The 13,527-nt window shown below is 49.3% G+C and carries 9 protein-coding genes; 3 read left to right on the top strand and 6 right to left on the bottom strand.

Translation table 11 applies throughout. The annotated features are described in order from the left end of the window. The coding region (locus H6F50_RS26360) for a GNAT family N-acetyltransferase (protein WP_199291983.1) at nt 1–1,169 on the bottom strand (1,169 nt) is incomplete at its 3' end. Between the two features lie 150 nt (nt 1,170–1,319). Between H6F50_RS26360 and H6F50_RS03920 the strand changes: the two genes are divergently transcribed. Next, the gene (locus H6F50_RS03920) at nt 1,320–2,912 is read left to right on the top strand and encodes a BamA/TamA family outer membrane protein (protein ID WP_199291982.1); all 1,593 of its coding nucleotides are present in this window, start codon (nt 1,320–1,322) and stop codon (nt 2,910–2,912) included. Between the two features lie 85 nt (nt 2,913–2,997). Here H6F50_RS03920 and H6F50_RS03915 read toward each other — a convergent pair whose 3' ends face one another. The 4 genes from H6F50_RS03915 to psaA all read right to left on the bottom strand — a co-directional run bounded on the left by H6F50_RS03915 (nt 2,998) and on the right by psaA (nt 8,492). Beyond that, a complete protein-coding gene (locus H6F50_RS03915) occupies nt 2,998–3,267 on the bottom strand; it encodes a hypothetical protein (protein ID WP_190426533.1) in 270 nt (89 codons plus the stop codon). Nucleotides 3,268–3,287: 20 nt separating this feature from the next. Continuing rightward, a complete protein-coding gene (locus H6F50_RS03910; RefSeq protein ID WP_190426532.1) occupies nt 3,288–3,794 on the bottom strand; it encodes a class I SAM-dependent methyltransferase in 507 nt (168 codons plus the stop codon). Between the two features lie 144 nt (nt 3,795–3,938). Beyond that, on the bottom strand, nt 3,939–6,152 hold the full coding sequence (gene psaB, locus H6F50_RS03905; protein WP_190410332.1) for a photosystem I core protein PsaB: 2,214 nt from the start codon (nt 6,150–6,152) through the stop codon (nt 3,939–3,941). Nucleotides 6,153–6,233: 81 nt separating this feature from the next. Beyond that, nucleotides 6,234–8,492, bottom strand: coding sequence for a photosystem I core protein PsaA (gene psaA, locus H6F50_RS03900; protein WP_190410333.1), 2,259 nt, complete (start codon nt 8,490–8,492; stop codon nt 6,234–6,236). Nucleotides 8,493–8,963: 471 nt separating this feature from the next. Between psaA and H6F50_RS03895 the strand changes: the two genes are divergently transcribed. Together H6F50_RS03895 and H6F50_RS03890 are read left to right on the top strand one after the other, a co-directional pair. After that, nucleotides 8,964–10,766: a hypothetical protein gene (locus H6F50_RS03895; RefSeq protein ID WP_190426530.1), complete on the top strand. Its 1,803-nt coding sequence runs from the start codon at nt 8,964–8,966 to the stop codon at nt 10,764–10,766. Nucleotides 10,767–11,014: 248 nt separating this feature from the next. Further along, the gene (locus H6F50_RS03890; protein WP_190426536.1) at nt 11,015–12,538 is read left to right on the top strand and encodes a thioredoxin-like domain-containing protein; all 1,524 of its coding nucleotides are present in this window, start codon (nt 11,015–11,017) and stop codon (nt 12,536–12,538) included. Nucleotides 12,539–12,681: 143 nt separating this feature from the next. Here H6F50_RS03890 and H6F50_RS03885 read toward each other — a convergent pair whose 3' ends face one another. Further along, nucleotides 12,682–13,464, bottom strand: coding sequence for a circadian clock KaiB family protein (locus tag H6F50_RS03885; protein WP_190410335.1), 783 nt, complete (start codon nt 13,462–13,464; stop codon nt 12,682–12,684). Nucleotides 13,465–13,527: the final 63 nt, after the last annotated feature.

Here is a 13,527-nt window from a genome sequence, read left to right as displayed (position 1 = left end):
CGTAAATGTTGACGGCGACATCCCTCATACTGCATCCCAAGTTTTTGCATGACTCGTCCCGAACCTGGATTGCGCGAAAAGTGCGCCCCATGAATGCGGTGCAATTTAAGTACCTCGAAACCATATTGCAGTAGAGCTTTTGCTGCTTCAGTACAGTAGCCTTGTCCCCAGTAGGGCTTGCCAATCCAGTAACCGATCTCCGCATTGTTCTGTTTGGCATCAATCATCAGATTAACTGTCCCACAGAGTTCTCCAGTTTCCCGCAACGCGATCGCTTGCGTGATGGCTTTCTTTTCCTTAAATGCTGCCAAATGAGCCTTAATCCACGCTTGAGCCATCCCATCTTCGTAAGGATGAGGAATTAGTGTTGTATCAGCAATTTCGCGGGCGCTGGCGAAGCGTTGCACATCAGGAGCATCTGCCAAGGTGAAAGGACGGAGGGTTAACCGTTGTGTTTGAATGGTGGGTGGTTGTATCTCTGGCTCCGACTGGGCAGAACGAGATCCACCAAACACGGCAAAGCTGTAATGCTTATACCAGCAGTCTACGTTCTGAAAACCGGCTGCTTCCAACCATTGCATTTGAGTGTCGAGAGGTGCTAGACGATCGTAGGTCATCCGATGTTCAGCGGCTCGGAGATGCTCCTCGGAGATCCCGCGATCGCGCACGGTATTCAGCCATTGTTGTTGATAAAATTGCTCCAGTTGGGGTGTTCTGCCTAAAACTTGATCGGCGTTGATGAACATCCCTCCAGGTTTGAGGGCATCATAAATCCGCTGATAAAGATGCTGCTTCTCGGAATCAGACAGATGATGAATCGATAAGCCGGAGATAATCAGGTCATAGGAATCGCTCAAATCTGTCTTAACGTAGTCTCCAATCCAGATTTTGGGAGATTTTCCCATCTGCTGGAATCGAGCCTTTGCCTGCTCTAACATCTCAGTCGCGAGATCCAGCAGTGTAAATTCAGCATTCGGAAACACTGCCTGAACCATGCCTGAGTAAAGTCCCGTCCCTGCACCTAAATCGAGAACGTTTAGGGCTGCTGTGCGGTCAAATGGGATAACCTGAATGGCTGTTTGGTAAAAGTCATCAAAACAGGGAATCAGGGTGCGTCGGAGCTTGTCGTACTCAGTTGCTGCTGTGTTAAATGCCTGTTGAATACTCATATCCTTGACGTTTACTTCGTTGTTACTGATACCATTTCACTTGATATCTACAATAGATTCCGTCTGTTGCCCGCCTCAAAAGCCAGTCCTCGCTAAGGATACAAGCCAATGAGCCAAGCACAATGGTAGCCAGCCGATTAAGCTAATTTTATGGGTCTTAAAACATTTGCAATTTTGATGGTGGCAACGCTGGGAATCTGGGAAACAAAAGGAGCGATCGCATCCTCCCCACCCGCTGCACAGACGACTTCGGGCGATAGGGCAACATCGGCACCCATTGAGGATGCTGCGACTCCAGCCGTAACCCAGGTGACGCCAGGATTGCCTCAGACAGCAAATCCCATTCCTGTTGTTGAATATGATGCCAAATACGGCGATTATCTGCCACAAACGATACCGCCCGTGTCCAGTGGGGAGGGCGTCCAGACTGCTGAGGTTGCCTCCAGAATTGTCAAAGATGTGCAGATCCGCTTTGTTAATAACAAAGGGGAGTCAGTCGATGACCAGAATCGACCGATACCCAGTCGCACCAAAAAAGATTTTATTATTGGCGAACTGAAACTCAAGCCGGGTGAGGTATTTCGTGAGGATTTGCTTCAGGAAGACTTGCAGCGATTGAGGCGATTAGAGTCTTTTGAGGATGTCAATGTTGTTGTGGAGGAAGCCACCGACGGGGTTAATATCATCTACGACATCCAGGAGAATCGCTTTCCTTCTATCACATTAGGGGGTGGCAATAGCGGCGACATTGGGCTTTACGGTTCGGTAAGCTATCGAGACGCCAATATCAACGGTGTCAACGATCGCTTAGCTGCCAAACTTCAGGTGAGTGGTAAGGATGTCCAGTTTAATACCCAGTTTACTAGCCCTTATCGCGCTGGTGAGCCAAACCGCTTGGGGTATAGCGTTAGAGCGTTTCGCAATCGGGATTATTCCCGCACCTTCACCGATGAAATCGAGTTGCCCAATGGGGACAGTACACGGGAAGGACGATTTGGCGGCGGTGTGGCGGTGTTGCGTTCTTTTAATGGCTGGGATGGATCGTTGGGTTTGAACTACACCCGGATTAGTACCCGCGATGCTGATTTCAATATTGCACGGGTGGATGAATTGGGAACTCCCTTATCTGTCAGCAAAACTGGCATTGATGACTTGGTAACGGTGTCGTTCGGTGTGGCGAGAGATCGGCGCGATCGCCGTTCCAATCCGACTCAGGGTTCGCTGCTAACCCTGACCACGGAACAGTCGATTCCGATTGGTTTGGGCAGTATTTTGAGTAACCGAGTGCGAGCGAATTATATTCAATATGTCCCAGTCAGCTGGATTGGCAAGGGTAGGGAGACCGAAAATCCAGAAATGGTGGCTTTCAATTTGCAAACTGGGACGATACTTGGCGAATTTCCTCCGACTGAGGCGTTTAATCTTGGCGGATTCAATTCTGTGCGCGGCTATGGTTCTGGTAAAGTCGCTAGCGGTCGCAGTTATGCCTTGGCTTCAATCGAATATCGCTTCCCGATTTTGCAGTGGCTGGGAGGGGTTGTCTTTGCTGACTATGGCTCAGATTTGGGGTCTGGTGACACGGTGCTTGGGCAACCGGGTTTGCTGCGCGGCAAACCGGGGAGTGGTTTTGGTTACGGGTTAGGATTGCGGATCAAGTCCCCGTTTGGTTTAATTCGCAGCGATTTAGGCATTAGCGACCAAGGAGAAGTCCGACTTGAAGTAACCACGGGTCAGCGTTTTTGATGGAAAGGGGATATTTGGGCGATCGCGTTTAAGTCACCCTAAAAGAGCGATCGCTTTGTACGCTGCTACCAAAGGCTTGCGATCATCATTCAGAGGATTTTGCCAAGGGTTTCCTAGCGACAAACAAGTAGTTTTGACAGACTACAGAGAAAGGATATGCCAAAATGTCATCTAAAAAATCCCAACTCCATGCCAGCAGTGGGAAATTTCCGATTGCTTTGGGAAATACGCCCCACATATTTCTGGGTAGAAAACCATAACGCTGGACTTCTAGAACCTCAAATCCGGTTTCTTGGCAAAGCGTTTTGATTGACTGGCGAGTATAACGATATTGATGATGATATTTGTTAGGCAACCGGGAAGCGATCGCTTCAATCAGACTAAACTGATTCGGAAAATATGGTAACAGATAAAAACGCCACCTGGTTGGAGCAAAGGGAAGATTTCCCGTAAGCTGGTAATTTCATTTCCTCCAGTCTCTCTGACATGCTCTAAAACCCCTACAGATACGATTGCATTGAATTTATTATCTGGATAGGGAATGGCTGTTGGATCTTCAGCACTCCCTTTTCTAAATTCATAAGTTGAGCTGTTTAGAGTTTCCCGAACACAAAAGTCCTCAAAAGCAAATCCAGAGGTTTTATAGCCAGCCTTTACTAAGAAATAAGAAAAATGACCGTTCCCACAACCCCAATCTAATACTTCACTTCCTTTAGAAACATATTTTAAAAAAATTTTATATAGCCGAAGATATTGATTAGCGCTGACTAAGCTTCTAAATTGCCATAAACTACAATTACTATTTTGCTCTTGAATCTTTATTAGCTCATGGGTGATGCCATTAATGTTTAAGTTACTCACAGTTGCTATTTTATTAGACATTTTATATAAAAAACTTCGCCATTTTAAGCTACATTTTCCTTGAGAGTTTTAGCCAAAACAACCTTATAAAAAAATCCCCTACCAGAAGGCAGGGGATTTTGTTTTAATTACCTAAAATGCATTGATTCAGCGAACTACAGGAGATCAACCAAATTTACCAGCAGTAGAGGCAATCAGGAAGGCGGCGTAGGTCAAGACATAGCCAACTGCAAAGTGAGCTAGACCAACCACGCGACCTTGGACGATGGACATAGCAACCGGCTTGTCCTTCCAACGAACTAAGTTCGCCAGAGGAGTGCGCTCGTGTGCCCAGACAAGGGTTTCGATCAACTCTTGCCAGTAACCACGCCAAGAGATCAGGAACATGAAACCAGTAGCCCAAACTAGGTGTCCGAACAGGAACATCCAGTCCCAAACCGCCAGGTTATTCATGCCGTAGGGGTTATACCCGTTGATCAACTGAGCGGAGTACAGCCAGAGGTAGTCGCGCAGCCAGCCCATGAGGTAAGTAGAAGACTCATTGAACTGAGCCACGTTGCCTTGCCAAATGCCCAGATGCTTCCAGTGCCAGTAGAAGGTTACCCAACCAATGGTGTTCAGCATCCAGAACGCAGCGAGGTAGAAGGAATCCCACGCGGAGAGTTCGCAAGTACCGCCACGACCGGGGCCGTCGCAAGGGAAGGCGTAGCCGAAGTCCTTTTTATCGGGCATCAGCTTGGAGCCACGAGCATCCAACGCACCCTTGACCAAAACCAGGGTGGTGGTGTGGATGGCGAGGGCGAATGCGTGGTGAACCAAGAAATCGCCAGGGCCAATTGTCAAGAACAGAGAGTTCGTACCGTTGTTGATAGCATCGAGCCAACCGGGAAGCCAAGGGCCACCAGCCATTGAGGCAACGCTATCAGGATTAGACAGGAGAGTATCCAAGCCGTAGAGGACTTTTCCGTGAGAAGCCTGAATGAACTGGGCAAATACCGGCTCAATCAGAATCTGCTTTTCGGGAGTCCCGAAGGCAACCACAACATCGTTGTGGACGTACAGACCTAGGGTGTGGAAGCCTAGGAATAGGGAGACCCAGCTCAGGTGCGAGATGATCGCTTCTTTGTGCTGGAGTACTCGATCGAGGACGTTACCTCTATTTTGTTCTGGGTCGTAGTCACGTACCCAGAAGATACCTGCGTGGGCAAATGCTCCCAGCATCAGGAAACCAGCAATGTACTGGTGGTGTGTGTAGAGCGCTGCTTGAGTTGTGAAGTCCTTCCCAATGAATGCATAGGGAGGCATCGCATACATGTGCTGCGCTACCAGGGAAGTAGCAGTTCCCAGCGCTGCCAGGTGTATAGACAACTGGAAGTGCAAAGAGTTGTTGTAGGTGTCGTACAACCCTTGGTGAGGCAGGTTGAATTGACCTTCAGTCTTGGTGCCAAAGAAGTTTTTGGCGTTCAGCATATCTCTGATGCTGTGACCAATCCCAAAGTTAGTCCGGTACATATGACCGGCGATGATGAAGATGACTGCGATCGCCAAGTGGTGATGAGCCATATCCGTCAGCCACAGCGATTGTGTCTGGGGATGAAAGCCACCCAAGAACGTTAGAATCGCTGTTCCTGCACCTTGAGAGGTACCGAACACATGACCAGCAGCCTCTGGGTTCTCAGCGTAGACGCCCCAGTTGCCGGTGAAGAACGGTCCCAAGCCTGCGGGGTGAGGCAGCGTTGTCAGGAAGTTATCCCAACCTACGTGCTGACCGCGAGATTCGGGAATCGCAACGTGAATCAAGTGACCTGCCCAAGCCAAGGAGCTAACGCCAAACAGACCTGCCAGGTGGTGGTTCAGCCGAGGCTCGGCACTCTTGAACCAAGAAAGGCTAGGACTGAACTTGGGCTGTAGGTGCAGCCAGCCTGCAAACAAGAAGACTGCAGACAGGACAATCAGGAACACTGCACCTTGGTACAGATCATTATTTGACCGCATACCGATGGTGTACCACCAGTGGTAAACACCTGAGTAGGCAATATTCACTGGAAAAGTCGCACCACCTTGAGTAAAGGCATCTACTGCCGGTTGACCAAAGTGGGGGTCCCAAATCGCGTGAGCGATAGGACGCACATTCAACGGATCTTTAATCCACTGTTCAAAATTACCTTGCCAGGCGACGTGGAACAGGAGGCTAGAGGCCCACAGGAAGATAATTGCCACATGACCGAAGTGAGTAGCGAAAATCTTTTGATAAAGATTTTCTTCCGTCATGCCATCATGGCTTTCAAAGTCGTGAGCCGTTGCAATCCCGTACCAGATCCGACGTGTAGTCGGGTCCTGAGCGAGGTCTTGGCTAAATTTGGGGAATTTTGTCGCCATAGTCTCCTCAATTATCAGTGCTGAGTGCTGAGGACTCAGAGCATCATACTCTTTACTCAGCACTCGTTACTCAGGCTTAAATCATCCTATTGAAAGGATTCGCGCCTCGAAGAACGCCCATATCGTGACGATCGCGCCCAGGAGGAAGTGAGCTACCCCAACGGCCCGACCCTGAATGATGCTCAGAGCGCGAGGCTGAATAGAAGGGGCAACCTTCAACTTATTGTGAGCCCAAACAATCGACTCAATCAACTCCTGCCAGTAGCCACGACCGCTGAATAGGAACATCAGGCTGAATGCCCACACAAAGTGAGCGCCCAGGAACAGCAGACCGTAGGCTGAGAGGGCTGTACCGTAAGACTGAATTACTTGAGCAGCTTGTGCCCATTGAAAATCACGCAACCAGCCATTGATAGTGATGGCACTCATCGCAAAGTTGCCTGCGGTGATATGATCCACCGTTCCATCAGCATTGACTGTGCCCCACACATCGGATTGCATTTTCCAGCTGAAGTGGTAAACCGCGATCGCAATGGTGTTGAACATCCAGAACAGACCCAGGAATACATGGTCCCAACCAGAAACCTGGCAGGTACCACCACGACCGGGACCGTCGCAAGGGAAGCGGAAGCCCAAATTCATCTTGTCTGGAATCAGACGAGAGCTACGGGCAAACAAGAAGCCTTTCAGCAGAATTAGAACAGTGACGTGAATTTGGAAAGCGTGAATATGGTGGATCATGAAGTCCGCCGTACCCAGCGCGATTGGCATCATCGCCACTTTGCCGCCTACAGCAACGATCCCGCCGCCGAAGGCATAACTTACTGGTTCTAGCTGGTTAGGAGCTGTGCCACCAGGAGCCAGAGTGTGCAGGTTTTGCACCCACTGAGCAAACACCGGCTGCAACTGAATCGCCGTATCCGAGAACATATCTTGGGGGCGACCCAAAGCACTCATCGTGTCGTTGTGGATGTACAAGCCAAAGCTGTGGAAGCCTAGGAAGATACAAACCCAGTTGAGGTGGGAAATAATTGCATCCCGGTGACGAATCACCCGATCCAGCACGTTGTTCTGGTTCACTACCGGATCGTAATCCCGCACCATAAAGATGGTAGCGTGAGCCGCTCCGCCAACGATCAAGAATGCCCCAATCCACATGTGGTGGGTGAATATGGACAACTGAGTAGCGTAGTCAGTGGCAAGGTACGGATACGGAGGCATCGCGTACATATGGTGAGCCACGATGATGGTCACAGAACCCAGCATGGCAAGGTTGGTTCCCAACTGCGCGTGCCAGGATGTGGTCATGTTTTCATAGAGACCCTTATGACCGTCGCCTGTGAAGGGACCTTTGTGGTTCTCTAGAATTTCCTTAATGCTGTGACCAATCCCCCAGTTCGTCCGATACATATGACCGGCGATCAGGAAGAGTACTGCCAAGGCTAGGTGATGGTGTGCCGTATCTGACAGCCACAATCCACCTGTCTGGGGATTTAAACCGCCTTTGAACGTCAGGAAGTCAGCATACTGGCCCCAATTCAAAGTCCAGAATGGCGTCAACCCTTGGTTAAAGCTGGGATACAGTTGGGCCATCAAGTCACGGTTCAAGATGAACTCATGAGGCAGCGGAATATCTTTGATGGCAACTCCTGCATCCAGGAGCTTGTTGGTGGGCAGCGCCACGTGAATTTGGTGAGCGGCCCAAGACAAGCACCCCAGACCCAGCAACCCAGCTAGGTGGTGGTTTAGCATTGACTCTACATTCTGGAACCATTCCAGTTTGGGAGCCCGCTTGTGATAGTGGAACCAGCCAGCAAACAGCATCAGAGCTGCTGCTACCAAGCCACCGATGGCAGTGCAGTACAGCTGGAATGTGTTTGTGAAGCCAGCTGCCCGCCAAACCTGGAACAAGCCGGAGGTGATTTGAATCCCGTGGAAGCCACCGCCCACATCGGCATTCAAAATATCTTGACCAACGATAGGCCAAACGACTTGAGCGCTAGGCTTGACGCCTAAAGGATTAGCTAGCCAAGCTTCGTAGTTTGAAAACTTAGCGCCATGAAAATACATACCGCTTAGCCAGATGAAGATCACGGCTAAGTGACCAAAGTGCGCGGCAAAAATTTTCCGAGATACGTCTTCTAAGTCACTGGTATGACTATCGAAATCATGCGAGAGGGCGTGAAGGTTCCAAATCCACGTGGTGGTTTTTGGACCTCTAGCAAGGGTGCGGTCAAAATGACCCGGCTGCGACCACTTCTCAAAGGAAGTAGGCACTGGATCTTTATCGACAACAACCCTTACTTTTTTCTCCTCTCGCTCCGGAGGACTGATTGTCATGAGGACTCTCCTCTCTCTAGACAAGGAACGAGTTCTGTCCCATTAGAAAATTAGATTTTAATGGGTAGGAAAGCAGGCTCTTTGAAGAACTACTTTCCCCAATTTATGGAATACCCGTTTTAAAGGGTTCGCTGAGAGGGAAGGGTTGTAAAACCACACCCTCTATCTTTGTAGATGATAGGACTAGGTTTACTGGGTATTTCGAGCCACTTAACAATAATTCAAATTTGGTCAAGTATTGATGCAACTTAGCTTGCACCTCCATATTTAGTGTTAAAAAGTCAAGAGGGATTAAATTTAGTTAACAAAACGCAACGATTAGCTCATTTAAAATCCGTGTCTTCTGGGTTGTCAGAGCCTGAAATTCACGGCATTGCGAGGGTGTAGTTGATGCTTTTGGGCTATAGTTCCCTATGGACAGGTCTTGATTTTTGATGTTGGTCGCGGAAGGAGTAGGAGTGCGTGTTGGGCATGAATCGCCGGTGGAACCCTCTAAGAACGATAGTTTCGTTACTGATGGCAACTGTTTTGGTAGGAAGTTTAGTCAGTTGTGGCGATCGCGCCCTGACGACCCCATCAGGTACCTCCAAACCCTCATCTTCTCTAACCTCTGGGCAAATCTCAGAGGTATCTCCCCCCGAGGTCATTCAACAGCTGCGCCCAGCGTTGGAGAGTTATCAGCCTCAAGTCACCATCCTCAGTCCCCAAGCTGATGAAATTCTTCAAGACACAACAGTGGCAGTGCGGCTCCAAGTTCGGGATCTACCCATCTTCAAAGACCCCCAACTCGGTCTTGGCCCCCATTTACATGTCATCCTGGACAACCAGCCTTACAAAGCCGTTTATGACTTAGAACAGCCTCTAGTCTTTGAAGATTTAGCTCCCGGAACTCACACCCTGCGAGTTTTTGCCTCCCGCCCCTGGCATGAGAGCTTCAAAAACGAAGGTGCTTACGCCCAAACAACCTTTCACCTTTTCACCAAGACAACGGACAACAACCCCGATCCAGGGCAGCCTCTGTTGACCTATAGCCGCCCCACGGGCAGTTATGGAGCCGAGCCAATTATGCTTGACTTCTACCTGACTAACGCCCCCCTGCACTTGGTCGCCCAGTCCAATCCCGACGACGAAATTGCCGACTGGCGAGTTCGCGTTACCGTAAACGGTCAAAGCTTTGTCATGGACAGATGGCAACCCCTTTATCTCAAAGGCTTTAACTCAGGGAAGAACTGGGTACAACTGGAATTTTTAGATGAACAGGGAAATCCAGTCACAAACGTCTTCAACAACACCGTGCGGCTGATTACCTACGAACCGAAAGGCAAAGATACCCTTGCCAAATTGGTACGCGGGGAACTCTCGGCGACTGCTGCTCGCGGGATTGTAAACCCCAACTACAGTGGTAAGACGCCAGTGCCGACAGCAACCCCTGAGCCATCTTTCACGCCGACGCCGACGCCGACACCGGAACCGTTAGCGCCTCCTGCCGTTGAAGAAACACCAGCGCCGCATCTGAGTAAAGAAGAACCGACGTCCTCTGAAGTTGAGCCAGCCAAGCCAGCCGAGGCACCCCCAGCGACAAAACAGTTAGAAAAACCCCAAGGCGGATTCTTTAATCGTTTTCGGCGTTCAGAGGCTCCAGTTAGCCCACCACCTGCACTGCCAGTGCCTGAGGCAATTGAGGAGCCTTCTTCCTTAGCCATACCCCCAGAAAAGATTCCTCAACCAGGGACTTTACCAGAGATAACGCCAAGTCCAGAAGCAAGTCCTGAAGTAGAAACGGTTCCATCTACGCCCCCAGCGTCCCCAGCGCCAAAGCAGGTAGAGAAACCCAAAGGCGGATTCTTCAATCGCTTCCGGCGTCCAGATGCAGGTGTTGATACTCCTACGCGCAATTTACCGCCAGCCTTACCGGAAATAGTCCCATCGCCAGCGCCAGAAGAGCCGCTTCAGGTAGTACCTGCTCAACCAGATTTGCTACAACCACCGTCCTCGCCTCAGCCAACAGATTCTGTACAGCAGAAGACTGAAGAGACAACCCAATCAGCTCAATCATCCCCAACCTTCGCTCAAGCAAAACCAAAAGCCGATATCAAGGACGTATTGATTCCTAAACCTGCTGCGGCTCCACCGTTGCGGATTATCCAAGCTCCATCTGAGCCAGATATCCCCAGCCGTTTCTTCCAAAAATCAAAACCGGCAACACCGGAACTAGAAGTCCCAACAGCGGAAAATCCAGAGGATGCTCAGCTAGGGGAAGCTGCAACGCCTTAGAGATTGCTCAGGAATCCATAAATCGGTCTCAACAACAGATGTAGGGGCACGGGCTTTGTCCTTGCCCCTAGGAGCATAGATGGATATTGATTCTCTGAAAGCCCCAGGCTTACCGTGCTGCTTCGCGAATGCGTCTCTAAATATCTAAAATTCCCACCGATTCATCTTTAACCGAACAGTATCGGCTTTACAACATCCTTCTTGAGGAGCGCTCTGTTCCCATCGCGGTTAGTGAAAAAGGAGACATGATGACGCCCCGTGTTAGAGCGCCAGAATTTCCCCAAAACCAAACCTGGTTCAATACAGATCGTCCCCTTTCCTTACGTGAATTAAAAGGGAGAGTGGTAATTCTTGACTTTTGGACGTATTGCTGCATCAACTGTCTGCACGTCCTGCCAAAGTTGAAGTACCTGGAGCAGAAATACAAAGACAGCCTCACGGTGATTGGCGTCCACTCCGCCAAATTTGACAACGAAAAAGAAGTTGAAAACATTCGTCAGGCAGTTCTGCGCTACGACATTGAGCATCCAGTCGTCGTCGATAGCAATTTTGCTATTTGGAGTCAGTATGCTGTCCGTGCATGGCCCACTTTGACGATGATTGACCCCCAAGGTTACGTCATCGGCTATGTATCTGGGGAAGGAAATCAGGATGTCGTAGAGAAGCTGATTTGGCAGCTGATTCAACAACACAAAGAGAGAGGAACGATTAATTTTCAAGAACTCAGCCTTACTTTAGAAAAACAGCGGCAACCGTTGGTAACACCCCTGGCTTTTCCCGGTAAAGTGTTAGCGGATGAAACACGCGATCGCCTGTTCATCGCCGACTCCGGACATCACCGGATTGCGATCGCTACCCTTGCCGGTCAAGTGTTACAGATTGTTGGCACTGGCAAACAAGGCTTAACCGATGGTTCCTTTACAGATGCCCAATTTTTCGCTCCCCAAGGTATGGCACTCGACGCAGAAAATGACATTCTCTATGTTGCCGATACCGAAAATCATACCCTGCGACAGATCGATCTAAAGAATCAAAAGGTTGAAACAATTGCCGGTACTGGCGAACAAAGCCATCACCTTCGCTCCTACACGGGTACGGCACGAGAAACTCCGCTCAATTCTCCTTGGGATTTAGAAAAAGTAGGAAATCGCTTGTTTATTGCGATGGCAGGAGTCCACCAAATCTGGGAAATGCAGATGGAAAACGGCATCATTGGTACCTACGCAGGAATTGGAGCCGAATCATGCGTTGATGGAAATTTAGACGAATCTGCCTTTTCTCAACCCAGCGGCATTACCACCGACGGACAAGAGTTATACGTTGCCGACAGCGAAATTAGCTCAATCCGTGGCGTCGGACTGGGTCAAAAGGCTCAGGTGCGAACAATTTGTGGCAGTGGTGAGCTATTTGGGTTTGGGGATATTGATGGTAAAGGCTTTGAGGTTCGACTCCAGCATTGTTTAGGCGTTGAATACGCTCAGAATTACCTCTGGGTCGCTGATAGCTACAACCACAAAATTAAGCGAGTTGACCCGAAGACCGGCATTTGTAACACGGTTTTGGGAGATGGGACGGCAGGAAACCAAGATGGTCAAGGCACCAGCACCCAATTTTTTGAGCCATCAGGAGTGAGTGCGATTAGCTCTTATTTATACATTGCCGATACTAATAACCATGCTATCCGTCGTGTCGATCTCGCCACGATGGAAGTGACAACCTTGAAGTTTCCGGGGTTGTGTGCGCCAGACGTCTGTATTCCTACCGCTGATTAAAATAAGAGACAAGACATGGGGATTTTAGATTTTGGATTGTAGAAGACTTATAGCGATCGCATTTTGTCAGCAGCCACTTCCAGCAATATATTTGTAGCGACCTTCAGGTGAAATAGTATTACACGGCACTCGTGTGCCTCTACTCAGTAATCTACAGCCCCAAGTACCTGCAAGACTCTCTCAATATTGTCTAAATCTCCCACAATCCGTCGCACAGGTTCAGGCCAAACTCTAACAAGGGTGGGTGTAGCAGAGATATGATTTGACTCCGCCTGTTCTGGATGTTTGAAGATGTCAATCACTTTCAAAGTGTAAGGATGACCCAGAGATTGCTCTAACAACTGATGCAGGCTTTGGAGTGTGTGTTCGGTAGAGCCATTATGACCGGAAACAAACAGGCGCAGAACATACCCAGGCGTCGAACCTGGGCGGAATGAAGGCTGGAAACCCGTGCGTTCTAAGCGCACAATCAAATCGTGATTTTCCCAAAGTTGGGGAAATTGGTGCCGATAAGTTTCTAATACGATAGGATCGCCTAATTCTGAAGGCCAAGGAGCAACTTGCCAATTTTGCAAGTTGCTATTCTGGAAAATCCCATTCAGCAATGCCTGATGCCGTCGTACCGGCAAATAAACCTCAGCGGCAATTCGTAACTGCTGGGTGTAAGGATCGAGCCACCGATCGATCGTCGCGGTATACGCTGGCACTAGAAAATGGGGAGGTTCGGGTAATCCCAGCATTTCTTGAAGCCCAGCACACAGATGTAGGTGCCAGTGGCTCTGCTTATTAGGGTCGATGCAATAAATTAAGTCTCCCCCTGGCGTAAACAGGGCAATACCTTTAAAGAGCTGGGGAAGAGAGAGTGGATCTTGAGTCAAGAAAAAGCGCCAAAATAATAAAAATGAAAGAAGAAACCCTTCTTCCATTTTTAATTTTTAATTTTACATTTTTAATTGTTACACCCGACCTCGGAGGAACTGAGCCATCTC

Source organism: Coleofasciculus sp. FACHB-712, assembly GCF_014695635.1.
GTDB lineage: Bacteria > Cyanobacteriota > Cyanobacteriia > Cyanobacteriales > FACHB-T130 > FACHB-T130.
The sequence above is the reverse complement of the archived record's forward strand: the minus strand, read 5'-3'. Positions and strand labels throughout refer to the sequence as shown.

Bases quoted from the DNA above. Each gene is read 5' to 3' on its own strand.
- H6F50_RS03885 (WP_190410335.1), bottom strand. From the start codon at position 13,464: ATGGAAGAAGGGTTTCTTCTTTCATTTTTATTATTTTGGCGCTTTTTC.
- H6F50_RS03890 (WP_190426536.1), top strand. From the start codon at position 11,015: ATGACGCCCCGTGTTAGAGCGCCAGAATTTCCCCAAAACCAAACCTGG.
- H6F50_RS03920 (WP_199291982.1), top strand. From the start codon at position 1,320: ATGGGTCTTAAAACATTTGCAATTTTGATGGTGGCAACGCTGGGAATC.
- H6F50_RS03910 (WP_190426532.1), bottom strand. From the start codon at position 3,794: ATGTCTAATAAAATAGCAACTGTGAGTAACTTAAACATTAATGGCATC.
- psaB (WP_190410332.1), bottom strand. From the start codon at position 6,152: ATGGCGACAAAATTCCCCAAATTTAGCCAAGACCTCGCTCAGGACCCG.
- H6F50_RS03895 (WP_190426530.1), top strand. From the start codon at position 8,964: ATGAATCGCCGGTGGAACCCTCTAAGAACGATAGTTTCGTTACTGATG.
- psaA (WP_190410333.1), bottom strand. From the start codon at position 8,492: ATGACAATCAGTCCTCCGGAGCGAGAGGAGAAAAAAGTAAGGGTTGTT.